Origin of the sequence: Pseudomonas halotolerans (genome assembly GCF_039581215.1) — a bacterium.
In the GTDB taxonomy this organism is placed as follows: Bacteria; Pseudomonadota; Gammaproteobacteria; order Pseudomonadales; family Pseudomonadaceae; genus Aquipseudomonas; species Aquipseudomonas tehranensis.
Genome location: NZ_JBCNTJ010000001.1, coordinates 105,075 through 129,954, shown reverse-complemented (window position 1 = coordinate 129,954; position 24,880 = coordinate 105,075). Strand labels below are relative to the sequence as shown.

The window sequence follows — 24,880 nt, the reverse complement described above, 5'->3', positions numbered from 1 at the left end:
AGATAGCATGATCGTTCGTCCCGTACGCAGCAGCGATTTACCCGCTCTGATTGCCCTGGCCCGCAGCACCGGCACCGGCCTGACCACCTTGCCGGCCAACGAGGAGCGCCTGGCTCATCGGGTCGGCTGGGCCGAGAAGACTTTTCGCGGCGAAGCCGGGCGTGGCGATGCGGACTACCTGTTCGTGCTCGAAGACGACGACGGTCGCGTGGTGGGCATTTCCGCCATCGCCGGGGCTGTTGGGCTGCGCGAGCCCTGGTACAACTTCCGGGTCGGCCTGACGGTCAGCGCCTCCCAGGAGCTGAACATCTATCGGGAAATTCCGACGCTGTTTTTGGCCAATGACCTGACCGGCAATTCCGAGCTGTGTTCGCTGTTCCTGCACGCCGACTACCGCAGTGGCCTCAATGGCCGCATGTTGGCCAAGGCGCGGCTGCTGTTCATCGCCGAGTTCCCGAATCTGTTTGGCAACAAGATCATCGCCGAGATGCGTGGCATGTCCGATGACAGAGGCCGCTCGCCGTTCTGGGAAAGCCTGGGGCGACACTTTTTCAAGATGGAGTTCAGTCAGGCCGATTACCTGACCGGCGTGGGCAACAAGGCGTTCATCGCTGAGCTGATGCCCAAGTTCCCGCTGTACACCTGTTTCCTGTCGGAGGATGCCCGGGCGGTGATCGGCCAGGTTCATCCCGACACGGAGCCTGCGCTGTCGATGCTCAAGAGCGAAGGGTTCAGTTACCAGGGTTACGTCGACATCTTCGACGCCGGCCCGGCCGTTGAATGCGAAACCGGCAAGATCCGCGCGATTCGCGACAGCCAGGCACTGGTATTGGCCATCGGCACGCCGGGCGACGACGCCACGCCGTTCATCATGCATAACCGCAAGCGCGAAGACTGCCGCATCACGGCTGCGCCGGCGCGCTTGGCCGCGGGCACCTTGGTGGTGGATCCGCTGACGGCCAAACGTCTTCAACTCAACGCCGGCGATCAGGTGCGCGCCGTTGCGTTGTCCGCTGCTCGGGAGTCGAAATAATGAAGTCGCTGTACATCGCTGGAAGCTGGCTGGAAGGTCAGGGTGATCTCTTTGAGTCGTTGAACCCGGTGACCCAGCAGGTGCTGTGGTCCGGCAATGGCGCCACGGCGGCGCAGGTGGAGTCGGCGGTGCAGGCCGCGCGTCAGGCCTTCCCGGATTGGGCCCGCCGTTCGCTGGATGAGCGTATCCAGGTGCTGGAGGCGTTTGCCGCGGCCTTGAAGAACCACGCGGATGAACTGGCCCACTGCATCGGTGAAGAAACTGGCAAGCCGTTGTGGGAAGCGACCACCGAAGTCACCAGCATGGTCAACAAGGTCGCCATTTCCGTGCAGAGCTACCGCGAGCGCACTGGCGAGAAGAGCGGGCCCCTGGGCGACGCCACCGCCGTGCTGCGCCACAAACCCCATGGTGTGGTGGCGGTGTTCGGCCCTTACAACTTCCCCGGCCATTTGCCCAATGGGCACATCGTCCCGGCCTTGTTGGCCGGCAACACGGTGTTGTTCAAACCCAGCGAGCTGACCCCGAAAGTCGCTGAGCTGACGGTCAAGTGCTGGGTCGAAGCCGGTCTGCCGGCGGGCGTGCTGAACCTGCTGCAAGGCGCGCGGGAAACCGGCATCGCCCTGGCGGCGAATCCGGGCATCGACGGGTTGTTTTTCACCGGCTCCAGCCGCACTGGCAATCTCTTGCATCAACAGTTCTCCGGGCGCCCGGACAAGATCCTGGCGCTGGAAATGGGCGGTAATAATCCACTGGTGGTGGATGAAGTGGCGGACGTCGATGCGGCGGTCTACACCATCATTCAGTCGGCCTTCATTTCTGCCGGCCAGCGCTGTACCTGCGCACGGCGCCTGCTGGTGCCGGAAGGGGCGTGGGGCGATGCCTTGCTGGCGCGTCTGGTGGCGGTCAGCTCGACGCTGGAAGTTGGTGCCTTTGATCAGCAACCGGCGCCGTTCATGGGCTCGGTGATTTCCCTGGGCGCAGCGAAGGCGCTGATGGATGCGCAAAACCATTTGCTGGGCCTGGGTGCCGTGCCGCTGTTGGCCATGACCCAGCCGCTGGCCCAGGCTGCGTTGCTGACACCGGGCATCCTGGATGTGACGGCGGTGGCCGAGCGTCCTGACGAAGAGTTGTTCGGGCCGTTGCTGCAGGTGATTCGCTACACGGATTTCGCCGCGGCAATCACCGAGGCCAACAACACCCAATATGGTTTGGCTGCGGGTCTGTTGTCGGATTCCGAAGCGCGTTACCAGCAGTTTTGGCTGCAGAGCCGTGCCGGCATCGTCAACTGGAACAAACAACTGACCGGCGCCGCCAGCAGCGCGCCATTCGGCGGTGTCGGGGCCTCGGGCAACCACCGCGCCAGTGCCTATTATGCGGCTGATTATTGCGCGTACCCGGTGGCGTCACTGGAAACCCCAAGCCTTGTCATGCCGGCTGCCCTGACCCCCGGCGTGAGAATGGTGTGAACCCTGATCGCGAGCAAGCTCGCTCCCACAAGGACAGTGCAAGACCCTGTGGGAGCGAGCTTGCTCGCGATAGCCGCACCGCGGTGTTACTTGATGCCTATAAAAAACAGATTCTCGTGGAGCCTCGCTGATGAAATCCTATGAAGTCAACTTTGACGGTCTAGTGGGGCCGACCCACAACTACGGCGGGCTCTCGTACGGCAACGTCGCGTCCCAGAGCAATAGCCAGCAGTCCTCCAACCCCAAGGAAGCGGCGTTGCAGGGCCTGGCGAAAATGAAAGCGTTGATGGACATGGGCTTCCAGCAAGGCGTGTTGGCGCCCCAGGAGCGTCCTGATGTGGCGGCCCTGCGTCGGTTGGGTTTTGCTGGCAGCGATGCTCAGGTCATCCAGCAGGCTGCCAAAGAAGCGATGCCGCTGCTGGTCGCCAGTTGCTCGGCCTCCAGCATGTGGGTGGCCAATGCCGCTACGGTCAGCCCGAGCGCCGACACGGCTGATGGCCGCGTGCATTTCACCGCCGCCAATCTGAACTGCAAATACCACCGCAGCATTGAACACCCGACCACCAGTCGCGTACTGGGGGCGATGTTTGCCGATCAGCAGCACTTTGCCCACCACGCCGCGCTGCCGGCGGTGGCGCAGTTCGGCGACGAAGGCGCGGCCAACCACACGCGTTTCTGTCGGGCTTACGGCGAGGCGGGCGTCGAATTTTTCGTGTTCGGCCGCAGCGCCTTCGACACCCGTTATCCAGCGCCGCAGAAGTACCCGGCCCGCCAGACCCTGGAAGCTTCTCAGGCGGTCGCTCGTCTGCATGGTCTGAGGGAGGAGGGCGTTGTGTACGCCCAACAGAACCCGTCAGTGATCGACCAGGGTGTGTTCCACAACGACGTGATCGCGGTGGGCAACGGCGAAGTGCTGTTCTATCACGAAGATGCGTTTCTCGAGACCGACCGGATGCTGGCCGAGCTGAGCAGCAAACTCGCCAAGGTCGGTGGGACATTTCAGTCGGTGTGCGTGCCGCGTTCGGCGGTTACCGTCGATGACGCGGTACGTTCCTACCTGTTCAATAGCCAGTTGCTGTCGCGTCCCGACGGCTCGATGCTGTTGATCGTGCCGCAAGAGTGCCACGGCAACGAACGCGTCTGGCAGTACCTGCAAGGCCTGACGGGCTCTGGCGGGGTGATTGGCGAAGTGAAGGTCTTCGACCTCAAGCAAAGCATGCAGAACGGCGGTGGTCCGGCTTGCCTGAGGCTGCGCGTGGCCCTCAATGAAACCGAACTGGCCGCCGTCAACCCAGGGGTTATCATGACCGCGCCGTTGTACGATTCGCTGACCCAATGGGTCGAGCGTCACTACCGCGATCGCATGACCGAAAATGACCTGGCGGACCCGCAGTTGCTGCTCGAATGCCGGGCGGCACTGGATGAGCTGACACAAATCCTTAAACTTGGCGCGGTTTATCCTTTCCAGATCAATTGAAAGCACGCGCGACCTGACTACAGTCAAAGCAGGGCGCGTTGCCTTTTCCCCCGACGAGAACGTAAAAACATGAGCGATACCTTGCAACTGATCCTTGAAGACACCGATGGCACCCAACTGGAAACCTCCTGCACCCGCGTGGCGGTCATGTGGCAGGGCAAAGAGGTGTGGATCCAGCAGGACGGCCGCGGTCAGTTGCTGATCGGCGTCGATGTCGAGGAAGGGGATGAGGAATACGCCAACCTGTTGCTGCGCCCATTGGCCACCAACCTGGTGAGCCTGCAACTGGAAATGGAACCGGCCGACATGGGCGACGATGATCATGTCCATGGCCCGGATTGCGGCCACGACCATTAAGGAGCCGCGCTATGCTCGCCCTCGGCAAATTGCTTGAACTGACCCTCGCCGGCCGCGAACCGGCGGAGAAGACTCAACTGACTGTCGAAGGCGTACGGATGCGCTGGCTGAGCGAGGGCGCGCTGGAGGTCAAGCCGCCCCAGGCCCGGGACAATGGCCAGGATCTGTTGCTGTCAGCCGGTATCCACGGCAACGAAACCGCACCGATCGAATTGCTTGATCGGTTGCTGCACGACATCGCCCGTGGGGATCTCAAGCCACGGGCACGCATTCTGTTTCTGTTTGGCAATCCCGAGGCCATCCGCCGCGGAGAGCGTTTTGTCGAGCAGGACGTCAACCGGTTGTTCAACGGTCGTCATGAGCTGAGCGGCGGCGCCGAGGCGTTGCGGGCTTGTGAATTGGAGCGGTTGGCCGCCAGTTTCTTCAGCGTGCCGGACCGCAGTCGCTTGCATTACGACCTGCACACCGCCATCCGGGGTTCGAAGATCGAGCAATTCGCCCTGTATCCGTGGAAGGAAGGTCGCCAGCATTCACGCCGTGAGCTGGCGCGGCTGCGCGCCGCCGGTATGGAAGCGGTGCTGCTGCAGAACAAACCGTCCATTGTGTTCAGCGCCTACACCTATGACCAGTTGGGTGCCGAGTCTTTCACCCTGGAACTGGGCAAGGCCCGGCCATTCGGGGAAAACGACGGCGTCAACGTCAGTCTGCTGGAAACCCGCCTGCAACAGATTATCGAAGGCACCGAACCCGAATCGGACGAAAGTCTGGACGGCCTGCAACTGTTCAGCGTCGCGCGGGAAATCATCAAGCACAGCGACAGCTTTCGCCTGAACCTGCCAGCGGACATCGAGAACTTCTCGGAGCTTGGAAAAGGTTATGTGCTGGCCGAAGACATCGCCCAGACCCGTTGGGTGATCGAAGAAGAGGGCGCCCGGATCATCTTCCCCAACCCCAAGGTCAAGAATGGTTTGCGGGCGGGGATCCTGATTGTGCCGGCGACGGATGAGAACCTGGCCTGACCCGAATGTAGACTCAATACATGCCCCCTGTGGGAGCGAGCCTGCTCGCGATAGCGGTATATCGGCCGACATTGATGGCGACTGACACTCTGTCATCGCGAGCAGGCTCGCTCCCACAAGGGAATCTGTGTCTAGCCTTAGACCGCTACCGCCCGCTGCTCACTGCGCCGTAACGCCCGGGTCTTGTGCAGCGTATCGGCACAGGTCTTCGCCGCTTCCTGGCCCTTGTGCACGAAATGCTCAAAGAAGAATTTCTGATGTTCTTCCCCTGCGTGGAAGTGATGCGGCGTGAGTACGACCGAAAACACCGGTACTTCGGTTTCCAGCTGCACCTGCATCAAGCCGCTGATGACCGATTGAGCGACGAACTCGTGACGATAGATACCGCCGTCCACCACCAGCCCGGCGGCGACGATGCCGGCGTAGCGGCCAGACTTGGCCAGCAGTTTGGCATGCAGCGGGATCTCGAAGGCGCCGCCGACTTCGAAGAAGTCGATATCGCTTTCCTGGTAACCCTGGCTGATCATTTCGGCGACGAAGCCTTTACGGCTCTGGTCGACGATTTCCTTGTGCCAGCAGGCCTGGATGAACGCGACGCGCTCGCCGGGATGACTTTTGGTTTTGCTGTCGATTGCGGTGGGTTGCATGTTCTGGTTCCTGTTTGTGTAAAAAACAGGGCGTCATGAATCGAAGGGGATTCGAGGGTGCGTCGCGCGCAGACAGTCGCAGACGGCCCTTGGGTGCCGATCCCGTTCTCTCTTCATCCGGACTATGACCGTCGGCCCCGGAATCACACCGGATCTGCTGACCTTGGCGCTACACCGCAAAAGCCGTGTGCCGCCAAGCGCTCGCGGGCTATGCACCTTGCGTGCAATTACCGCCGGTGGGGAATTGCACCCCGCCCTGAGAACGTTTTTGCCGCCATGGTTTATGGCAGCGGAGGATTTTTAACACATATTTCAGCACAGCGCATGACCTGGATGGCCCGAGGACAATGTGGCGAGGGAGCTTGCTCCCGCTCGGGTGCGAAGCAGCCGCCAGAGATTGGGCCTGCTTCGCAGTCCAGCGGGAGCAAGCTCCCTCGCCACGGAAATTCCTTCGATCAGACTTGATTATTCACCGCCAAGCCCGCAGTAATTGCCCTTCGAAAAGGATTCCCCTTCACCTGAACCGAGGCCAGATTCATGAGTGTTATCGATCTTCGCAGCGACACGGTCACCCAGCCCTCCGCCGCCATGCTGGAGGCGATGGCCAGCGCGCCGACCGGCGACGATGTGTATGGCGAAGACCCGACCGTCAATCGCCTCGAAGCCGAGCTGGCCGGGCGCCTGGGCTTTGCTGCGGCGTTGTTCGTGCCGTCGGGCACCATGAGCAATCTGCTGGGGTTGATGGCCCATTGTGAGCGTGGGGACGAATACATCGTTGGCCAGCAGGCCCACACCTATAAATACGAAGGCGGCGGTGCGGCGGTGCTCGGTTCAATCCAGCCGCAACCCCTTGAGCTGCAAGCGGACGGCTCTCTGGACCTGGAGCAAGTGGCCGCCGCGATCAAACCCGATGACTTCCACTTTGCCCGTACTCGCCTGCTGGCGCTGGAAAACACCATGCAGGGCAAGGTCCTGCCGCTGGATTACCTGGCCCGGGCCCGGCGCTTTACCCAAGAGCATGGCTTGGCCCTGCACCTGGACGGCGCGCGGCTGTACAACGCTGCCGTCAAGCTGAACGTCGACGCCCGAGAGATCACCCAGCATTTCGATTCGGTGTCGGTGTGCCTGTCCAAAGGCCTTGGCGCTCCGATTGGCTCGGTCCTCTGCGGCAGCGTCGAACTGATCGGAAAGGCGCGTCGGCTGCGCAAGATGGTCGGCGGGGGCATGCGTCAGGCCGGGATCCTGGCAGCGGCGGGGCTGTATGCGCTGGATCATCAGGTCCAGCGCCTGGCCGATGACCACGCCAATGCCCAGCGGCTTGCCGAGGGCTTGCGCGGGGCGGGTTACGAGGTCGAGCCGGTGCAGACCAACATGGTTTACGTGCAGATGGGCGAGCGAGCCGAGGCGATGAAGACGTTTGCCGCCGAGCGTGGCATCAAGCTCAGCGCCGCGCCACGGCTGCGAATGGTGACCCATATGGATGTCAGTGGCGCGCAAATCGACGAAGTGATCTGCGCTTTCGTCGACTTTTCCCGTCACTGACCCGCCAAGCGGTCCAATTGACCGTTTCTATCGCATAAACACGCTGTACCCCAGGCAAAGGGCCGATATAATGCGGCCCTTTGCCGTTGCTTCGTCTGTTGACGTTTTGCACAGGCCTTTGGCCGCAGCCTCCGTGGAAGAACCTAATGAAAAGCGCAGAAATCCGTGAAGCCTTCCTTCGCTTCTTCGAAGAGCAAGGCCACACCCGAGTAGCCTCCAGCTCTTTGATTCCGGGCAACGACCCGACCCTGCTGTTCACCAACGCGGGGATGAACCAGTTCAAGGACTGCTTCCTGGGCCAGGAAAAACGTGCCTACACCCGTGCCGTCAGCAGCCAGAAATGCGTGCGTGCCGGCGGCAAGCACAACGACCTGGAAAACGTCGGCTATACCGCTCGTCACCACACTTTCTTCGAAATGCTGGGTAACTTCAGTTTCGGTGATTATTTCAAGCGCGACGCCATCACCTTCGCCTGGAACTTCCTGACCTCCGACAAGTGGTTGAACCTGCCCAAGGAGAAGCTCTGGGTAACGGTCTACGCCACCGATGACGAGGCTTATGACATCTGGACCAAAGAGGTCGGTGTCCCGGCCGAACGCATGGTGCGAATCGGCGACAACAAAGGCGCGCCTTACGCCTCCGATAACTTCTGGACCATGGGCGACACCGGCCCGTGCGGCCCTTGCACCGAGATTTTCTACGATCACGGCGCCGACATCTGGGGCGGCCCACCCGGCTCGCCGGAAGAAGATGGCGACCGCTACATCGAAATCTGGAACAACGTCTTCATGCAGTTCAACCGCACCGCCGATGGCGTGTTGCATCCGTTGCCAGCGCCGTCGGTCGACACCGGCATGGGCCTGGAGCGGATCAGTGCGGTGCTGCAGCACGTTCACTCCAACTACGAAATCGACCTGTTCCAGAGCCTGCTGAGCGCTTCGGCCAAGGCCATCGGTTGCAGCAACGACAATCAGGCCTCGCTCAAAGTGGTCGCCGACCATATCCGGTCCTGCGGCTTCCTGATTGCCGATGGCGTGTTGCCGTCCAACGAGGGCCGCGGCTATGTGCTGCGCCGGATCATTCGTCGCGCCTGCCGTCACGGCAACAAGCTGGGCGCCAAGGGCAGTTTCTTCTATCAGATCGTCGCGGCCCTGGTGGCCGAAATGGGCGAGGCCTTCCCGGAACTCAAATCCCAGCAGGCGCACATCGAACGTGTGCTCAAGGGTGAGGAAGAGCAGTTTGCCAAAACCCTGGAGCAGGGTTTGAAGATCCTCGAGCAGGATCTGGCCGAGCTCAAGGGCAACGTGGTACCGGGCGATGTGGTGTTCAAGCTGTACGACACCTACGGTTTCCCGATGGACCTGACGGGCGACATCGCCCGCGAACGCAACCTGACCCTCGACGAGGAAGGTTTCGAGCGCGAGATGGAAGCCCAGCGAGTGCGTGCGCGTTCCGCCAGCTCCTTCGGCATGGACTACAACAGCCTGGTCAAGGTAGACGTGGCCACCGAATTCACCGGCTACGCCGCCACTACCGGCTCGGCCAAGATCGTGGCTATCTATAAGGACGGGCAGTCGGTCGACATCCTGAGCGAAGGCCAGGAAGGGGTGATCGTACTGGACCAGACGCCGTTCTACGCCGAATCCGGCGGGCAGATCGGTGACAGCGGTTACCTGCAGGCCGGCAACTCGCGTTTCGATGTGCGTGACACCACCAAGACCGGTGGCGCGTTCCTGCACCACGGCGTATTGGCGTCGGGCAGCCTGATGGTTGCCGCTCCGGTAGCCGCTCATGTCGATGCTGAGGTTCGTCACGCCACCTCGCTGAACCACTCGGCTACGCACTTGCTGCACGCCGCGTTGCGTCAGGTACTGGGTGAGCACGTCCAGCAGAAGGGCTCTTTGGTCGACAGTCAGCGCTTGCGCTTTGACTTCAGCCATTTCGAAGCCATCAAGCCTGAGCAGCTCAAGGCGCTGGAAGACATCGTTAACGCCGAGATCCGCAAGAACTCGCCGGTCGAGACCGAAGAAACCGACATCGAGACCGCCAAGCGCAAGGGTGCCATGGCGTTGTTCGGCGAGAAGTACGGCGACAGTGTGCGCGTGCTGAGCATGGGCGGCGATTTCTCCGTGGAGCTGTGCGGTGGTATCCACGCCAACCGGACCGGCGATATCGGTTTGCTGAAAATCATCAGCGAAGGTGGCGTGGCTTCCGGCGTGCGTCGCATTGAAGCGGTCACCGGTGCGGCGGCCCTGGCGTACCTCAACGCCGCCGAAGAACAACTCAAGGAAGCGGCGAGCCTGATCAAGGGCAGCCGTGACAACCTGATCGACAAGCTCTCGGCTGTGCTGGAGCGCAACCGTCTGCTGGAAAAGCAACTCGAGCAGTTGCAGGCCAAGGCTGCCAGCGCCGCGGGCGATGATCTGTCGGCCCAAGCCGTGGACGTCAAGGGCGTGAAAGTGCTGGCCGTGCGTCTTGACGGTCAGGATGGCAAAGCGCTGCTGGCGCTGGTCGATCAGCTGAAAAACAAACTCGGCCGCGCAGTGATCCTGCTCGGCAGTGTCCATGAGGAAAAGGTCGTTCTCGTCGCAGGCGTGACCAAAGACCTGACTGGCCAACTCAAAGCCGGTGATTTGATGAAGCAGGCCGCTGCGGCAGTGGGCGGCAAGGGCGGTGGTCGTCCGGACATGGCGCAAGGCGGCGGCACCGACGCCAGCGCCCTGGATGCGGCACTGGCCCAGACCGTTGCATTTGTAGAGCAGGGTATTTAAGGCAGCGTTCCGGGTGCGTGGTCTAGTCGCGGGCCCGGCCGCTGTTGAGTGATTATTGGGCGCCCTTCATGGGCAGAGGCGGCTTTGAAATGGCTTTGATCGTACAGAAATTTGGAGGCACCTCGGTCGGCACTGTCGAGAGAATCGAACAAGTCGCCGACAAGGTTAAGAAATTCCGTGAAGCGGGCGATGACCTGGTGGTTGTGCTGTCGGCAATGAGCGGCGAGACCAACCGTCTGATCGATCTGGCCAAGCAAATCAGCGGCGAGCAGCAACCGGTTCCGCGTGAACTGGACGTGATCGTTTCCACCGGCGAGCAGGTGACCATCGCCTTGCTGGCCATGGCGCTGATCAAACGTGGTGTGCCGGCAGTGTCCTACACCGGCAATCAGGTTCGTATCCTGACGGACAGCGCGCACAATAAAGCGCGTATTCTGCAGATCGACGATCAGAAAATTCGCGGTGACCTGAAGGCCGGTCGCGTGGTGGTGGTCGCCGGTTTTCAGGGCGTGGACGAGCACGGCAACATCACCACCCTCGGCCGTGGCGGTTCCGATACCACAGGCGTGGCCCTGGCGGCGGCACTCAAGGCTGACGAATGCCAGATCTACACCGACGTGGATGGTGTCTACACCACCGACCCACGGGTAGTGCCTGTGGCTCAGCGCCTGGACAAGATCACCTTCGAAGAGATGCTGGAAATGGCCAGCCTCGGTTCCAAGGTGCTGCAGATCCGGGCCGTCGAATTCGCCGGCAAGTACAACGTTCCGCTGCGCGTTCTGCACAGCTTCAAAGAGGGTCCGGGCACCCTCATTACTATTGATGAAGAGGAATCCATGGAACAGCCGATCATTTCCGGCATCGCTTTCAACCGCGATGAAGCCAAGCTGACCATCCGTGGCGTGCCAGACACCCCCGGCGTGGCGTTCAAGATTCTCGGCCCGATCAGTGCCGCGAACATCGAAGTCGACATGATCGTGCAGAACGTCGCGCACGATAACACCACCGACTTCACCTTCACCGTGCACCGCAACGACTACCAGGCCGCGGAAGCTGTGCTGAAAAAGACGGCTGACGAGATTGGTGCCCGAGAAGTGGTGGGTGATACCAAGATCGCCAAGGTCTCGATCGTCGGTGTCGGCATGCGTTCTCACGCAGGCGTGGCCAGCCGTATGTTCGAATCCCTGGCCAAGGAAAGCATCAACATCCAGATGATCTCCACTTCGGAAATCAAGGTTTCGGTGGTTATCGAAGAGAAGTACCTGGAGCTGGCCGTGCGCGCCCTGCACACGGCTTTCGAACTCGACGCTGCGGCTCGACAGGGCGAATAAGGCGTTGTCTGGAGGGCGCGGTTTACCGCGCCCTTTGTTTTCCTGAAAGGCGCGCTCCAAAACTGTTCTTTTGCTCGCGCTGGTCAATACTAGGCTTGTAGGCTGCGACCGTTTCGGTTGTAGGGCCTACGCCTTTTTTTTGCAGACTGTTGTCCCTGAACTGAATTGCGTGAGGAGAAAGGTATGCTGATTCTGACTCGTCGGTGCGCAGAGAGCCTGATTATTGGCGATGGCGAAATCACCGTGACCGTGCTCGGCGTCAAAGGAAACCAAGTGCGTATTGGCGTCAACGCCCCGAAAGAGGTCGCGGTGCACCGAGAGGAAATTTACCTGCGTATCAAGAAAGAGAAGGACGACGAACCAAGCCATTAATTTTTATCGTTTTTTATGTTTGCAAACGGGGATGAAGGTGGTTAATATACGCCCCGTGTTGCGGAGAGCTGGCCGAGTGGCCGAAGGCGCTCCCCTGCTAAGGGAGTACACCTCAAAAGGGTGTCGGGGGTTCGAATCCCCCGTTCTCCGCCATTATTTATTTAGTGCGACGTGATCTGGCTTTATCAGTAAGTTGTTGAAATTACTGAAAAAAAGCGCTTTACAAATAGATTCGGCGACCTATAATGCGCGGCAACAAATGCACGCACTCGTAGCTCAGCTGGATAGAGTACTCGGCTACGAACCGAGCGGTCACAGGTTCGAATCCTGTCGAGTGCACCATTTAAGAGTTGTTTGCAGTGATGCAAATAACTTGGCTTCAACCAGTTGTGATCTGGTATAAAACCACAATATGCACTCGTAGCTCAGCTGGATAGAGTACTCGGCTACGAACCGAGCGGTCACAGGTTCGAATCCTGTCGAGTGCACCAAACACCAAAAAGCCTGCGTTTGACGCGGGCTTTTTGCTGTCTACGGTTTGCCTTTTACACACCCCTTCTCATCGAACACGATCTCTGCGCTGCGACCTTTTTTCGCTTTGTAGGTATATCGGGTGCTGGAATTCCTGATTTTGACCGAGTCGGGTCTGCCCAGAGCGCTTTCCACGTCCTGCTGGCTCATGCCGCTCACGATTCGCCTGTTTATGATCGCTTCGCGGCGTTGCCTGGGGTTGAGCACATTTACGCAGTTGTCTTCATGCTGGCCGACCACAGTCGGTTCCTTGCGGTTGGTTTTGTTGCCAGATGTTTGCCGAACCTCTGCTTCGGGCAGCAGTGCTTCTGCCAGCGGCTGGATCGTCCCTGGGCTGGTCGGATGGACCTGCTGAAGTGACAGGGTTTCTCCTGGTCGGCAACTCAGGGTGGTGAAGGTTACGTGCCCAGCGGTACTTTCGCAGCGATGCACGCTTTGCCCGGCAGCCCCCAAGGGCAGGCAGGGCAGGGCAGCGAGTAAAAACAGGTAGCGACTGACGGGCATCCTGACGTCCTCCTTGACGGTGAAGAACAGAAGGGTAGCCGCTACATTTTTAGCGGGGCGTGTGTTTTCTTTTCAGGATAAGTCGTCGTAGGCATAGAGGTTCAATCTGCGTTCAGGTATGTCTCGCAAGCGCTTGTTCTTGCCATGATTTTTTAACGTTTTAAAGCGTCAAGCGGTGTATGATTGCGCCCGTCAGCCCCGCCGGGGCTTGTGGAATATCCCATGGACTTACCCAGTAGTTACTCAATATCCCGTTTTACCAATCATGAACTGACTGATTGATCCTTCCGGCGTGCTCCACTGCTGGGAGTGGAGTTCGCCTATGACCGAAATAGAAGTAAAGAAAACGCAAGAAAGCCTTCAGGATCGCCTTGCTCAAGTCGTTGAGCTGCTGCATCGTCAGCGGGTAGTCGAAGACCTGACGCATCGCCAGGAAGGCCCGCATCACGATCTGGTCGAGAACCTGGTCCACCGGCAGAATCTCGTCGAGCTGCAACGCAAGCTCGATGACCTGCACTCCGCCGACGTTGCCTACATTCTTGAAGCCTTGCCGCTGGAAGAGCGTCTGACGGTCTGGCAGTTGGTCCAGGCGGATCGTGACGGTGACATCCTGCTTGAAGTGTCCGACTCGGTTCGTGAAACCCTGATCGCTGACATGGATGATCACGAGCTGCTGGCGGCGGCCAAGGAAATGGACGCCGACGAACTCGCCGACCTTGCGCCCGAATTGCCACGGGACGTTATCCACGAACTGATGGAAACCCTCGACGGCCAACAGCGCGAGCGCGTGCGTTCGGCGTTGTCCTATGACGAGGAGCAGGTCGGTGCGCTGATGGACTTCGAGATGGTGACCATCCGTGAGGATGTCAGTCTTGAAGTGGTATTGCGTTACCTGCGCCGTCTCAAGGAGCTGCCGGGGCATACCGACAAACTCTTTGTGGTCGATTACGACGGTGTGCTTAAGGGCGTGCTGCCTATCAAGCGATTGCTCGTCAATGATCCGGAAAAGCAGGTGGCCGAGGTCATGGCCAGCGATCCGGTGAGTTTTCATCCGGACGAGGATGCCTACGATGCGGCCCAGGCGTTCGAACGTTACGATTTGATTTCCGCACCCGTTGTCGACAAGAACGGCAAGTTGATCGGCCGTCTGACCATCGACGAAATGGTCGACCTGATTCGTGAGGAGAGCGAAAGCGAAGTCCTCAACATGGCCGGTCTACGCGAAGAGGAAGACATCTTCGCCTCGGTCTGGAAGTCCCTGCGTAACCGTTGGGCCTGGCTGGCGGTCAATTTGATCACGGCTTTTATCGCCTCCCGGGTCATCGGTCTGTTCGAGGGCTCTATCGAAAAACTGGTGGCCCTAGCGGCGTTGATGCCTATCGTTGCGGGGATTGGCGGCAACTCCGGCAACCAGACCATTACCATGATCGTCCGCGCCATGGCGCTGGACCAGGTCAGTACCGGCAATACGTCGCGACTGATGCGCAAGGAACTGGCCGTGGGCTTGATCAACGGTCTGGTTTGGGGTGGGGTGATCGGCGTGGTGGCGTATCTGCTGTATGGCAGTTGGTCGCTGGGCGTGGTGATGACCGCGGCGATGACGCTCAACTTGCTGTTGGCGGCCTTGATGGGGGTGTTGATTCCCATGACCCTGGCTCGATTGGGGCGTGACCCCGCCATGGGGGCCAGCGTGATGATTACCGCCATGACCGACAGTGGCGGGTTCTTCATTTTCTTGGGGTTGGCAACGATTTTCCTGCTCTGATTCGCGCCTCAATAAAGCCCGCCAATTTGGCGGGCTTTATTGAGGGCACCAGAAATATCACTGACCAAATTCCAGGCAAAAAAAAGCCAGCGCAAGGCTGGCTTTAATATGTTGGGTGCGATCAGGACGCGTCTGCGGTCATTTCTACGTCATGGGCAATCAGCGAAACGAGGGCGTTTTGCTGGCGATGAGAGAGTTGTCGGAAGCGTTGAAGCAGCTCGCGTTCATGCAATGACAGCTCTGGGCTGTCCAGCCGCATGCTCAGCTCTTCACCCAACGCACCTTCCTGAATAAGGCTTTGCTCAAGGCGCGCGATGATTTCGGAGTTCATGCTGCGGTGATGATTGCGAGCCACCTCGGCAATGCGTTCCCGCATTCCGTCTGGCAGACGTACGACGAACTTGTCAGCCGTACGGCTGGAATAAATTGCCTGTTTCATTGGGCGCATATTTATTTAACCGGTTAGTTCAGGGGAGCGGTTCTCGGGATTGGCCGCAGGATGTCGATAGGACAAGCCCCTTAGCCAAATGTTCAACCTGAATTGTTAAGAGGCCCGCATCATGCCTCAAAATTGCCAGATCATTGGCGCCAATTCTGTGACAAATATTGATCCGCGTAAAGGCGTTATGCCAGTACCCTTCGTCAAAAATGCGGACTGGTTTGAAAAATTCCCAGGTTCGCATCTTGTGACCACTGCATCGTGTCTATGTGCCATACCGTCCGGCGGATAAGCCCAGAGGGGGCAGAGGCGTGTGCTGTCCTTGTATTGTATAGGATAGTGGCAATTTGCCGATTTACTAGAATGAGCAGGGTGGGCCAGATAAGCGGCAGTCCGGTCCGGGATTTTCGATGGAATGCGTGGCGAGCGGTACATCTGCCTACACTTAAAAAGCCATGGACGACATGACAAACGCCAGGCTGACCGTTAACATGCACGCCGTCCAACGCACCGCGTTTCTCGTGGTCGACTTGTGTCTCAGTAGCTCAATTGGATAGAGCATCCCCCTCCTAAGGGGAAGGTTGGCAGTTCGAACCTGCCCTGGGACACCATATAATTCAACGCTTTCAGCCAATATTGTCTACCGGTGAAACAAGCCGTGACAGCAGGGTGGCAGCATTGAGCATAAAAAAACGCTGTTGCTAGCTACGCTTTTACAACCTATTTTCTGCGCTCTGGGCGGTTGGCTCGGGGGCCAGGGTTAAATTTGGACTTTATTCCGAGGCGCGCTGCTGCAGTATCGGGAAAGGCCTCTGCCATCAAGTCTGTCGCAGCAACCAGCGTTTCAGTGCACCAGGTCATTAACTGCGACGTATAGCCTTTGTCGGTGTCATTCTCCAAGCCGGAGCCCCTGCCATTTGCCTCCATCCTGATGAAGGATATCGGGAGCACATGGGCATATTGCGACAAGAGATCCCAAATCGCGTAAAAGCTATTTTTCTCCCAGCCGGCCTTCTGAAGCAGTTCGTCTCTGCTTTGGATCGTCAAATTATCACCTGACAGACATCTCTTCTGTGTCGGTGCGGGAAGCGCGGTGAACCATTTATTTGAGAGAAGGCGACCTCGAAGCTCTTCAGCGTCTACTTCCAGTTTCTTCACATCCTCTACAACGCCAGCATTCGTAAGCATTTTGATTCGGCGGGTACAGTCGTTGAGAAACATGACGTTTATCTTGGCTGACCACTCGAATTGGCTCCCCGGTTCCTCTATCAGGTATAGAAGCAGAAGATAGCCTTCAAGTATCGCTCTGCCATGGCCGGCAACATTCCCAAAATCCCAGTCAGTGAAATCTGCTCGAGTCCACCGCGAGCGAGGAGCCGCGCAGATGATTGATTTGGCATGACGGCATAACCGAAGGAAAACATAGGTTGAGTGGCCTTTGTGTGCCACTGCCTCTCTAACTCCAATCGATTGGCTAACTGCGATCGCCTCACAAGTTGCTGCGTCGAATGCTTTTAAGGCGTCGTTGTAAAATACATCTAAGGCCTTGTGTTCCAGTGGACGTTGCCGCTCGGTCATCGCTAGATCGCTCTTCAGTTGGTTTCGGCCTCTTCAAACTCTGTTTGCAGAGTCTCGAATTCGCAAAACTGTAGTGGTGGAGCATTGGGCGTGCCTGGCGGTTGCACGGATACCGATACCAGCTTTGAGTAGCTCCGACACACGCTTATGCAGATCCTCATCGACCGGCCGGCCCTGGTACTTGCCAGCAGCTTTAGCCTTCTCGATGCCCTGGGCCTGACGCTCGCGGCGCTGCTCGTAATCCTTGCGCGCGATCGCGGCCATCATCTCCACCAGCATTGAGTTGATCGCTCCCAACATCCTGCCGGTGAACTCGTCGCCCTTGGTGTCCTGCATTCCCTGGTGGCTGGTCGGCAGGTCGAGTGCGACGATGCGCAAGCCCTTGGAGTCGATCGCAGCCTTGAGCTTCTGCCAATCCTCCACAGGAAGGCGCGAGAGGCGATCTATCGACTCAACCAGCAGGACGTCACCCTTGCGCGCATCTTTGAGCAGACGCAGCAGCTCAGGTCGATCTGCCGACGCGCCGCTGGCGTTCTCCAGGTACACGCTTGCAATGACCCTATTGTGATCGCTGGCGAATTGCTCGAGCGATACCCGGGCGCGGCCGGCGTCCTGCTCTTGTGTCGATGCTCGAAGGTATGCGCGGATGAACATGATGTGCTGTCCGTATCAGTTAAGGTGTTCTACTAATACTGTTGCACTTTGAGTGTCACTTATCAAGCGAAATGCGAGAATAACGACGAATTTGCGCGTATCAGCTCAGGCATACCCTAAAGCATGGCACTCTGATATCGTTGATTTTCAAATTAGTCCGTCTTTAGGGAAAGAAGTCGATGGCAACGTCTAAATGCATCAAATGCGATAGCACCTCATTCGAGATGAAGGAGGCAAAGATCACCGGCTCCAACTTCAGGATGATGTTTATTCAGTGTTCGCGATGCGGCGGGGTGGTGGGTGTTACTGAGTTCATGAACGCCGGCGCGATGCTGGACCGTATCGCCAAAAAGGTCGGCGCATAAGAACGCATCGCTTTGGATGGCCCCCAGTCCTTGACTGAGGGCTCCAAGCGCTTGAGTGCGTTAGATTGAGCTTGGCCGAATGTCGGTACCATTCTGGGTTCCGGATATCCTGAATTTTTGCACCTCACCGGCCCTCAGGTCCGTGGCCGTTTCCTTCACCGGTTGGCCGATCTGCATAGCGCACAGGCCACCGCCCTCTTCATCCCCCGCAATACCCACTACGTGCCGGCCAGGCTTGAGCTTGAATTTGATCGTCTCGCCAGTGTCTACCCGGGCCGCTCTCTTGCCATCGATAAGCACGGTGGCGAAGCAGCCGCCGGACGCCCAAAACCCATTATCTCGACTGATCACCAGGGTAGCGCCGCCTGGAACATCGGCTTGATAGGCAAAGGTTCGGTCTGACGGTACCTTTTTGGCTGAGCCAGGCTCAACCGGCGTGCTGGAACAGCCAGCAAGCAATCCTGCGGTGACAACGGCGAGCAAAATCCTGTGCATGATGCGTCCTCAAGTGTTGGTTGGCTGACTTTACACCAGGTCGGCTAAGCCTTGTCCTCCGCGTAGATGCTCGCGCTGATGATCATCCCGCCCCACCGGCGCTCGCCGATGCAGATCGGTACCGGGTTACCGGAGGCGGTTGTGTTTCGCGCAGATCCAAAACTGTAGCTCGGCGAGTTTTCGGGGGATGCGCTTTGCTTCAGGCCGGAGGCCTGGGGGCTGAGCATCTGGATGACGCCGCCGGCGGCGAGAGCAATGCCGGGGGCAAGTGTTGCGCCATTTGTGAAGGGACTGGCAGCGATCAAAATTACCCCAAGAATCGTCTGCAGCAACCCAGCGCGCTTGCTGCCGCTGATTACCGGGACGATCCTGATTGTCTTAGCTCCGCCTAGGCCGAATTTATCAACCCCGACGTTTTCGCCGTTTCGGTAAATAGCGAACCTCATGCCCAGCCTTTGAAGGCGCTCCACCTCATCTTTGAACCCCGGCAGGGTTACGTTCAGCGCCTTGAAAACCTCCCACAACTTTCCCGCGTCGAGAACACGCTGATGGACCTTGCCGAGCTTTTTCCCCAGCTGCCCAAACAGCTCAATTTCAGTCCTGGGGGAATGGGTTATCGCGCTCATGCCTGGTCCTCCGCGTAGATTGCCGCGCTGATAATTGCCCCGCCGACCCGGCGCTTTCCGTAGCAGAGGGGAACAGGGTTTCCGGAAGAGGTCGTGTTTCGAGCGGAGCCGAATGCATATCCGGGCGTGTTTTCGGGCGCCGCGCTGGTTTTCAGGCCTTTAGCTTGAGGGCTGAGCATTTGAATGACCCCGCCAGCGACCAGGGCGATGCCCGGGGCAAGAGTTGCGCCGTTTGTGACCGGGCTGGCGATGATCAATGCAACACCGATGATCGTTTGCAATATCCCGGCACGCTTACTTCCGACGACTACCGGCGCAATGATGATGTCACCCCTCCCTTGATAGCCCAGCTCCACCTCGCTGATGTTCTTCTTGCCCCGGAAGACGGCGAAGACCAGGCCACGGTTTTTGGCATTGGCAAGGAATCGCTCGAAACCTGGAATTTGCACACAGAGCGCCTTAATCGCCTCGGCGGGCGTACGCACCGATAGTTGGTAAGACTTGCCGAACTGTCGGAGCTGGCCGTAGAGCTTGATGGTGCTCATGGGGCTGTATTCAATTGCCAGTGCGGACATTATCGCTCTCCTGTGGGTCAATGGCCGGGACGGTTGTACCCAGGCGGATGGCGAGCAGGGATCGCGACATACGCGCCTGATCGAATGTCACCTGCTCGCGCCGTGGGTCATAGTTCCAGATTCGGTCGTAGATCACCTGGTAGGCCCTAGCGCCGCGGAAGGTACCGCGCAGCAGATCGGCAGAGACGCGTGCCTCGTCCTCGGTGAAGAACGGTCCGTCTATCGTCACCTTCTGGCCGTCTCTGACGTGCTGGACATCCCACACCAGGTAGCCAGAATCTGGGCCTTGTTTGAGTGGGTAGGACTCGAAATGGTTTGTCTTGCACGCTTCGGCGAAGCGCTCTTGATAGGTCGTCATGATGCTTTCCTCATGCCTTGGTGCGCGTCGCGCGCGGCCTGCTCAGCAGTGTTGCCCAGGGCTGGCGTGATCAGAAAATCTGACCGGGGGGTGGAGTGTTCAGGAAACATGATTGCGTTTCTCTGACAGCTCCTACTGAGGCCGTGGAGGTGCTTCGTTGTCTCTGCGGCCATCTGCGCATCGCAGCTCAGAGCGATGCTCTTGTACCGCCCGGCCAGGTCCAGGCTCACGCTCCAATGAGTGACTGGAGCCTGGCTGTCTGGCGGGATGGTAATAATCAGCAGCTCGCTGGGTTTGAGCTGGTCGCGCATGACCTGGAGCATTCGACGGATCTTGGCAGTGGTCATGCGCAAGCCTCCTTAAGCGGCCGCGTCTTCGCTTTCTTCGTCATCGTCAGCGGGTGGATTGTTCTTGAGCATTTCATCGGTTGGCCCGCTACCTGGAAGCTCAAGCGGGATGGGCTCCAGCCAGGTGACCAACTGTGCATATCCCTCACCCGGGTCAATCCAGTTCGAGACCTCTGGAGCCTTCTTATCTATGCGCACGCCGTTCGTGATCACGTCCAGAGCCATACTGCGGGCATTCATAAGCGTCTCCCGCACGCCAATAGCCAGCAGGCCCAGCGTGATAACCGCCTCCGGGTACGCAACCGCAATACCGGCCGCAGCCAAGCGAGTTACCTGATCATCTGTGAAGCCGCTTATGCGAGCTGGCCCGCGGAGGATGGCTGCTGCAATGCGCGGGTCACGTCCTCGGCTAAGATCCATCAACAGCTTCATTCGCTCATTGTTCGGCAGATCACTGGCATACGCTCTGCATTCAGCATCAAGGGACGCTCCAACCGCATCGGCCGGCGCCAGCGTCAGCACAGGGAGTAGCTTACCGATAGCGAATGCCGCCAAGTTGCCGGCTGTTTCCCGAACGGCGGGCAGCCCAGGCTTCACAGCATCAATGAAGGCGTCGAAGACTGCGGTAGAGCGGCGCACTTTCGCTTCAACGGTCAGGTCCGCGTTTTCACGGATGACCTGCATCTTTTCGAGCGCTTTTGAGTGGGCGTCGATCATGGTCGTTTGCACGCGATGTAGCGGGCCGACATTTGGCCAGAGCGGCCAAGTGGTACCGGGCAGGCTTTCGGATTGATATTGAGCGAAGTTATGCAGAAACGCGGAAGTGGTGCCCACTCGCGTCAGCGTCCCGACGGATTTTTTCAGATTCATTTGATGTTCCTTTCATGGGGAGAGGTTGATTTTCAGGCTTGAAGTATTCGTCCAGACTCATGCTGCAGGCAGGAGCTCCACCGGCGGCGGTAGCGCTAAGTTCGTCCATGAGCTGGCTGATGGCCTTTACATCAGCATTGGTAGCGGCGGCTCCAAGCTCACTCCTTAGCTTGGCCAACTGTTCACGCGGCCTCATTGCGGGCCTCAATGATCTGGCGGTACTGCTCAGCAGCGTGTTGCTCGACCGTCACGCCTTCGGGCGGCAAAGTAACGACCCAGGCGTTTTCTGGAGGCTCACAACGAATATCCAGGATGCCCACCTGGGCGCTGAAGCGGCTCGGTCGCTCGACTTGCCTGGTGTGTAGGATGATTGCCTTGGCAAGCTCCTCTCCCTGGTCGCTATCCATTTCTGCGAACGGAAAAAACAGGCAGACGTTCTCACCCAGGATTCGATAGTCGACCTGATGGCCCGCGGCCTTGGGAAAGTCGGATTCTTGTTTCAGTTCGGCAGAGCTGGCGCGGATTACGGCCAGCACGATCAGCAGCACTGACTCATCGGCTGCGCCGATTTTTTGGGCCAGCCGCTGCAATTCGGATCTCAGAGACTTGATGCTCATCGCTTCATTTCCTCAACTTGTTGGCGAAGCTCTTCCATTGCCTGTTGCAACTCAGCCACCTCAATGACGCGAGCCACTGCCCCCAGGCCGAGGATTAGGTTCTTGCCCTGATCGGGGGGGAGCTTTCCCTCAGCGATGGCCCTGAGTAGGGACCTGGCCGCACTCGGAAGGTCGGTGTCGTCCAGATAGAAGGTGACCGCTTCGACTGATGGCTTGATGGGTGGCACCAGTCGCTCGAGGATGAGCCGGCAGGCTTGCATATCGCCCTTCTTGGCGGCCGCCAGCACCTTCTTGGTCACCGCTTCGGCACCCTCGGCCAGCTTCGCGCGAATCGCCTGGGTCTGGCCGGATCGCCCACCAGGGTTTCCAGAGTGCCCCGGAGCCCACTGCCCGCCCTTCACTCGACCGGTCATGGCTTGGCATTCCGATGAAGGGTGAGAAGGTCAGACGGATGCAGTAGAGCAAGGTCAGTGATTCGCAAATCCACGCCCGAGCCTGTGATGTGAAAGCGGCCGCCGGGGAGCTCCGTGAGTGTCAGGCCACGCTCGGCGATCCAGCGCTTCGCGCGGTTGCGCTTGCTGCCGAAATTCCTAGGCTCGGGCAAGGGTCGTCTCCACGGCGATGACTGGCTTGTTTTCGCAGAGAGCAATGAGCAGCGCGGACGCCTCGACGCTGCCCTTGTCGGCTGCGGAGCGGATGCGCGCCCAGGCGGAGTTCAATTCCGCGCGCGTTGGTTTGGCTTGTGGGCCGCGTGGCTTGGGAGTGGCTGGCATGATCAATCCTCGGTGAGCTGTTTAAAGCCTTCGCAAAGCTCACATTAGGCAGGATCTGACTGCATATCCAGTGTTTTATGGGTGCACCTCAGGTGCTACACAGAACGGGATTGAATGGGACTGAAATAGTTGGTTTTGGCGGGATTGGAGAGGGTGTTTTTGTTGCAGTAAGTCGAAGGTAGGCAAAGTGATACAGGGCTGGGATTTAAGCTCAGTCCGACCTCAGATTGAGGATGGATCGGGGAGGGCTGACCTACCGTTTTGGGATGGCAGGTTTTGTCAGGTTCTCGCGCCACGTTTTGCGAGATTTGGAAACGTGGCGCGGATTTGATGCGTCCGGGTTTGGACACATCTTCCACCAGTGGTGGATCAACTCAGCGCGCGCCTGTTCTGACCTGCTGTCAGGTTGCGATAGCCGGTTTACTCAGGCATGAGTAGTTCGTTGTACTTCTGGGGCACCAACGCAATTTCACCCCATACGAGGCCTGTTGTTGCTAGACCAATGCCGCTACTCGTGATTGTTCCGAAAAACATCACTATGCGGCCTTTAGAATCGTCGGTAATCCCCTTATCTCGGCAAAAGCCGTTGGGAAGCTTCAAATAAAAGTCCTTCACTGCAGAATTACAAATCAGACTGGTCATCCGTATCGAGCGATCGGAGCTACCTGCATTACGGCTGGAGAGGATCTTCCCGTAGTAGAGGCGAGGGGATTGAGTGCGGTCCAAAATACTGTAATCGACGTCAGAGACATCTGTGAGCAGCTCAGCAAGCTTGACTGCATGTATTGCGCCGGGGAGTACAAAGTACTTGTCTTTGTTTTTTTCAAAGTTTCGGCATATGCCCGCCACTGTGCTGATTTTGCTTGGGAGCTCAAACGATTCGCCCTGATGACGCCCAATAGGGACCTCAGATAATGGCCCGTCTACGTCCTCGACAGGAGTTTCGTCATACTCTTCGCCCGGAACCAGGTCGATCTCCGGCTTCTCTTGCAAGAATTCCTTCACGACCGCCAGGTGCTCGTGTTCTACGGCCCTCCTGGCTTCCTCCCATGTGTCGTAACGCTTTCCTACCGGCTTCTTCGCTCTGAGCACGCAGGCTACGTGGCTCCACCGCTTTAGATGACGATAAAACGGGTCACGCTGATTCGTGAATAGCTCCTTCTCCTTAGGTGTGCGCTCGACGTTCGTATGGCACCCCGGGCAGAAGAGGCTACCGATCATCTCCTCTTCGTACTCGTCTGGAGCTATCCGTCTGCTTGCTTTTAGCGCTTCGCGATTACCTCCGACAAATTTCCAACCGGGTAGATAGTACGCGTATGTAATTTTACGTTTTTTAGCCATCGCTTGATCGTCCGTGTGAGCTTGATGACAAATAGCCATACCACCGCTCGGAAATCAAGGTGGACCACATGGGCCTTCTCTCTTCAAGCCGGCACCACCATCCGATTCCGCTCATATGGCCTGTCTTGCGTCATTCATGGGGACCCGCTCTTCGATCTGCCAGAGAGACCAAAACGTCTCAGTGAGACCGCAACGTCACCCGCCGCGATATTTCACTGTGGGAGCGAGATATTGCAGGTGTTTTGCCTGCTCTCTGGAGATATCCTCAAAACTGAGGACATTCCCAGGAACCCCTATGTCAGTCATCGATTGCGATTACCTGCCCGACCCTGCAAAGACCACATTCCCGCCCGAACTGGCGCTGCTGATCGTGCGCAAGGCTGCATCCATGGCCGAGGCATTCGAACAGCGGGCCCTGGATCAGTTGACCAAGGACGCAATCTCAGCAATATCCGCCGGCGCCGATCCTCGCCAGGTCATCCGGCAGATGCAGATGTAACTTCCCCCAATGGGGAGGGTCGTTTCCAGGAACGCCCCCACTTTTACGACCTTCTCGCGAAACTACCGAGAATTCCTCGGTAGTTGCCACGCAAACTCGTGCTATCTCGGCCGGCAGATCCCCCAGATTTGGGGGCTGCAATTATCTTGCATCCCCCTATTGCGTTACCCGTAACGGGGTGTCATGATTGCTTCACGTTACGGGTAACGAGGTGATTATGACCAACGAAGACAAAGTAAAAAGCACCACTGAGCGTCAGCGTGAATTCAGAGAGCGGCAACGGGAGGCAGGATTCAAGCAGCAGACTCTGTGGATACACACCGCAACAGAGCAGGAGGGTAAGCAGGCAGCAAGAGAGGGTAAGCCACTCGACCCGATGAAGTCAGAGCACCCACTGAGCTGGGCGGCAGGCTGGATCATTGAGAAGGGTTGGAAGTAACCGGCGGAATGTTTCGCCGATTGATCGGCTTAGGAAATAGCCGATCAGGTCGATGGTTCAGATTTGAGCCATCTCAGAAAGAGGTGCCA

Annotated in this window: 27 protein-coding genes, 4 tRNA genes and 1 riboswitch; of the genes, 17 read left to right on the top strand and 14 right to left on the bottom strand. The window is 58.4% G+C overall.

What is annotated here, in order from left to right:
* Nucleotides 1–7 precede the first annotated feature (7 nt).
* The 5 genes from astA (at nucleotide 8) to astE (ending at nucleotide 5,352) form a co-directional block, all read left to right on the top strand.
* Nucleotides 8–1,033 (top strand): arginine N-succinyltransferase, encoded by a 1,026-nt coding sequence (gene astA / locus AAIS01_RS00640; protein WP_092392983.1) that lies wholly within the window; start codon nucleotides 8–10, stop codon nucleotides 1,031–1,033.
* Complete coding sequence (gene astD / locus AAIS01_RS00635) at nucleotides 1,030–2,499, top strand: succinylglutamate-semialdehyde dehydrogenase (RefSeq protein ID WP_343467611.1); 1,470 nt, start codon at nucleotides 1,030–1,032, stop codon at nucleotides 2,497–2,499. The genes astA and astD overlap by 4 nt, the downstream gene beginning before the upstream one ends.
* Nucleotides 2,500–2,629: 130 nt before the next feature.
* The gene (astB, locus tag AAIS01_RS00630) at nucleotides 2,630–3,976 is read left to right on the top strand and encodes an N-succinylarginine dihydrolase (RefSeq protein WP_343467384.1); all 1,347 of its coding nucleotides are present in this window, start codon (nucleotides 2,630–2,632) and stop codon (nucleotides 3,974–3,976) included.
* A 69-nt stretch (nucleotides 3,977–4,045) separates the two neighbouring features.
* Nucleotides 4,046–4,333, top strand: coding sequence for a topoisomerase II (locus tag AAIS01_RS00625; RefSeq protein ID WP_092392973.1), 288 nt, complete (start codon nucleotides 4,046–4,048; stop codon nucleotides 4,331–4,333).
* 11 nt (nucleotides 4,334–4,344) lie between these two features.
* Entirely contained in the window at nucleotides 4,345–5,352 is a 1,008-nt protein-coding gene (gene astE / locus AAIS01_RS00620; RefSeq protein WP_076383740.1) for a succinylglutamate desuccinylase, read from the top strand.
* Between the two features lie 137 nt (nucleotides 5,353–5,489).
* Here astE and AAIS01_RS00615 read toward each other — a convergent pair whose 3' ends face one another.
* The gene (locus tag AAIS01_RS00615; RefSeq protein WP_092457313.1) at nucleotides 5,490–5,999 is read right to left on the bottom strand and encodes a 6,7-dimethyl-8-ribityllumazine synthase; all 510 of its coding nucleotides are present in this window, start codon (nucleotides 5,997–5,999) and stop codon (nucleotides 5,490–5,492) included.
* Between the two features lie 100 nt (nucleotides 6,000–6,099).
* Nucleotides 6,100–6,267, bottom strand: a riboswitch (FMN riboswitch).
* Nucleotides 6,268–6,536: 269 nt separating this feature from the next.
* On the opposite strand from AAIS01_RS00615, the gene ltaE reads away from it, so the two are divergent.
* The 7 genes from ltaE (at nucleotide 6,537) to AAIS01_RS00580 (ending at nucleotide 12,506) form a co-directional block, all read left to right on the top strand.
* Nucleotides 6,537–7,541 (top strand): low-specificity L-threonine aldolase, encoded by a 1,005-nt coding sequence (gene ltaE / locus AAIS01_RS00610; RefSeq protein ID WP_343467383.1) that lies wholly within the window; start codon nucleotides 6,537–6,539, stop codon nucleotides 7,539–7,541.
* A 146-nt stretch (nucleotides 7,542–7,687) separates the two neighbouring features.
* The gene (gene alaS / locus AAIS01_RS00605; RefSeq protein WP_343467382.1) at nucleotides 7,688–10,312 is read left to right on the top strand and encodes an alanine--tRNA ligase; all 2,625 of its coding nucleotides are present in this window, start codon (nucleotides 7,688–7,690) and stop codon (nucleotides 10,310–10,312) included.
* A gap of 89 nt (nucleotides 10,313–10,401) precedes the next feature.
* The gene (locus AAIS01_RS00600; protein WP_092392961.1) at nucleotides 10,402–11,643 is read left to right on the top strand and encodes an aspartate kinase; all 1,242 of its coding nucleotides are present in this window, start codon (nucleotides 10,402–10,404) and stop codon (nucleotides 11,641–11,643) included.
* A gap of 183 nt (nucleotides 11,644–11,826) precedes the next feature.
* The gene (csrA, locus tag AAIS01_RS00595; RefSeq protein ID WP_003178872.1) at nucleotides 11,827–12,015 is read left to right on the top strand and encodes a carbon storage regulator CsrA; all 189 of its coding nucleotides are present in this window, start codon (nucleotides 11,827–11,829) and stop codon (nucleotides 12,013–12,015) included.
* A 62-nt stretch (nucleotides 12,016–12,077) separates the two neighbouring features.
* A tRNA-Ser gene (locus AAIS01_RS00590) sits at nucleotides 12,078–12,168 on the top strand.
* Nucleotides 12,169–12,280: 112 nt separating this feature from the next.
* Nucleotides 12,281–12,357, top strand: a tRNA-Arg gene (locus AAIS01_RS00585).
* Between the two features lie 72 nt (nucleotides 12,358–12,429).
* Nucleotides 12,430–12,506, top strand: a tRNA-Arg gene (locus AAIS01_RS00580).
* Nucleotides 12,507–12,546: 40 nt separating this feature from the next.
* On the opposite strand, the gene AAIS01_RS00575 is transcribed toward AAIS01_RS00580, so the two are convergent.
* The gene (locus AAIS01_RS00575; protein ID WP_343467381.1) at nucleotides 12,547–13,050 is read right to left on the bottom strand and encodes a cell envelope protein SmpA; all 504 of its coding nucleotides are present in this window, start codon (nucleotides 13,048–13,050) and stop codon (nucleotides 12,547–12,549) included.
* A gap of 322 nt (nucleotides 13,051–13,372) precedes the next feature.
* Here AAIS01_RS00575 and mgtE point away from each other — a divergent pair, with 322 nt between their 5' ends.
* Nucleotides 13,373–14,815, top strand: a complete 1,443-nt coding sequence (mgtE, locus tag AAIS01_RS00570) for a magnesium transporter (protein ID WP_092392955.1) — start codon at nucleotides 13,373–13,375, stop codon at nucleotides 14,813–14,815.
* A 121-nt stretch (nucleotides 14,816–14,936) separates the two neighbouring features.
* Here the strand turns inward: mgtE and AAIS01_RS00565 are convergent, their stop codons facing one another.
* Nucleotides 14,937–15,263, bottom strand: coding sequence for an Arc family DNA-binding protein (locus AAIS01_RS00565; RefSeq protein WP_047228772.1), 327 nt, complete (start codon nucleotides 15,261–15,263; stop codon nucleotides 14,937–14,939).
* A 525-nt stretch (nucleotides 15,264–15,788) separates the two neighbouring features.
* Here AAIS01_RS00565 and AAIS01_RS00560 point away from each other — a divergent pair.
* Nucleotides 15,789–15,865 (top strand) — tRNA-Arg (locus AAIS01_RS00560).
* 109 nt (nucleotides 15,866–15,974) lie between these two features.
* Here AAIS01_RS00560 and AAIS01_RS00555 read toward each other — a convergent pair.
* The gene (locus tag AAIS01_RS00555) at nucleotides 15,975–16,832 is read right to left on the bottom strand and encodes a hypothetical protein (protein ID WP_343467380.1); all 858 of its coding nucleotides are present in this window, start codon (nucleotides 16,830–16,832) and stop codon (nucleotides 15,975–15,977) included.
* 33 nt (nucleotides 16,833–16,865) lie between these two features.
* The gene (locus AAIS01_RS00550; RefSeq protein ID WP_343467379.1) at nucleotides 16,866–17,486 is read right to left on the bottom strand and encodes a recombinase family protein; all 621 of its coding nucleotides are present in this window, start codon (nucleotides 17,484–17,486) and stop codon (nucleotides 16,866–16,868) included.
* A 179-nt stretch (nucleotides 17,487–17,665) separates the two neighbouring features.
* On the opposite strand from AAIS01_RS00550, the gene AAIS01_RS00545 reads away from it, so the two are divergent.
* On the top strand, nucleotides 17,666–17,851 hold the full coding sequence (locus AAIS01_RS00545; RefSeq protein WP_343467378.1) for a zinc ribbon domain-containing protein: 186 nt from the start codon (nucleotides 17,666–17,668) through the stop codon (nucleotides 17,849–17,851).
* A 60-nt stretch (nucleotides 17,852–17,911) separates the two neighbouring features.
* Here AAIS01_RS00545 and AAIS01_RS00540 read toward each other — a convergent pair whose 3' ends face one another.
* The 9 genes from AAIS01_RS00540 to AAIS01_RS00500 all read right to left on the bottom strand — a co-directional run bounded on the left by AAIS01_RS00540 (nucleotide 17,912) and on the right by AAIS01_RS00500 (nucleotide 23,853).
* Nucleotides 17,912–18,346, bottom strand: a complete 435-nt coding sequence (locus AAIS01_RS00540; RefSeq protein ID WP_343467377.1) for a hypothetical protein — start codon at nucleotides 18,344–18,346, stop codon at nucleotides 17,912–17,914.
* 44 nt (nucleotides 18,347–18,390) lie between these two features.
* On the bottom strand, nucleotides 18,391–18,972 hold the full coding sequence (locus AAIS01_RS00535; protein WP_343467376.1) for a tail assembly protein: 582 nt from the start codon (nucleotides 18,970–18,972) through the stop codon (nucleotides 18,391–18,393).
* Nucleotides 18,969–19,547 (bottom strand): tail assembly protein, encoded by a 579-nt coding sequence (locus AAIS01_RS00530; protein ID WP_343467375.1) that lies wholly within the window; start codon nucleotides 19,545–19,547, stop codon nucleotides 18,969–18,971. Before AAIS01_RS00530 ends, AAIS01_RS00535 begins: the two co-directional genes overlap by 4 nt.
* Complete coding sequence (locus AAIS01_RS00525) at nucleotides 19,528–19,905, bottom strand: hypothetical protein (protein WP_343467374.1); 378 nt, start codon at nucleotides 19,903–19,905, stop codon at nucleotides 19,528–19,530. The genes AAIS01_RS00530 and AAIS01_RS00525 overlap by 20 nt, the downstream gene beginning before the upstream one ends.
* Nucleotides 19,902–20,252: a hypothetical protein gene (locus tag AAIS01_RS00520; RefSeq protein WP_343467373.1), complete on the bottom strand. Its 351-nt coding sequence runs from the start codon at nucleotides 20,250–20,252 to the stop codon at nucleotides 19,902–19,904. The genes AAIS01_RS00525 and AAIS01_RS00520 overlap by 4 nt, the downstream gene beginning before the upstream one ends.
* Before the next feature lie 12 nt (nucleotides 20,253–20,264).
* Nucleotides 20,265–21,122: a hypothetical protein gene (locus tag AAIS01_RS00515; protein WP_343467372.1), complete on the bottom strand. Its 858-nt coding sequence runs from the start codon at nucleotides 21,120–21,122 to the stop codon at nucleotides 20,265–20,267.
* A gap of 182 nt (nucleotides 21,123–21,304) precedes the next feature.
* A complete protein-coding gene (locus AAIS01_RS00510; protein WP_343467371.1) occupies nucleotides 21,305–21,739 on the bottom strand; it encodes a hypothetical protein in 435 nt (144 codons plus the stop codon).
* A complete protein-coding gene (locus tag AAIS01_RS00505; RefSeq protein ID WP_343467370.1) occupies nucleotides 21,736–22,152 on the bottom strand; it encodes a DUF5681 domain-containing protein in 417 nt (138 codons plus the stop codon). The genes AAIS01_RS00510 and AAIS01_RS00505 overlap by 4 nt, the downstream gene beginning before the upstream one ends.
* Nucleotides 22,153–22,932: 780 nt before the next feature.
* On the bottom strand, nucleotides 22,933–23,853 hold the full coding sequence (locus AAIS01_RS00500; RefSeq protein WP_343467369.1) for a hypothetical protein: 921 nt from the start codon (nucleotides 23,851–23,853) through the stop codon (nucleotides 22,933–22,935).
* A gap of 295 nt (nucleotides 23,854–24,148) precedes the next feature.
* On the opposite strand from AAIS01_RS00500, the gene AAIS01_RS00495 reads away from it, so the two are divergent.
* Entirely contained in the window at nucleotides 24,149–24,352 is a 204-nt protein-coding gene (locus AAIS01_RS00495) for a hypothetical protein (RefSeq protein ID WP_343467368.1), read from the top strand.
* 217 nt (nucleotides 24,353–24,569) lie between these two features.
* Entirely contained in the window at nucleotides 24,570–24,791 is a 222-nt protein-coding gene (locus AAIS01_RS00490) for a hypothetical protein (RefSeq protein ID WP_343467367.1), read from the top strand.
* Nucleotides 24,792–24,880: the final 89 nt, after the last annotated feature.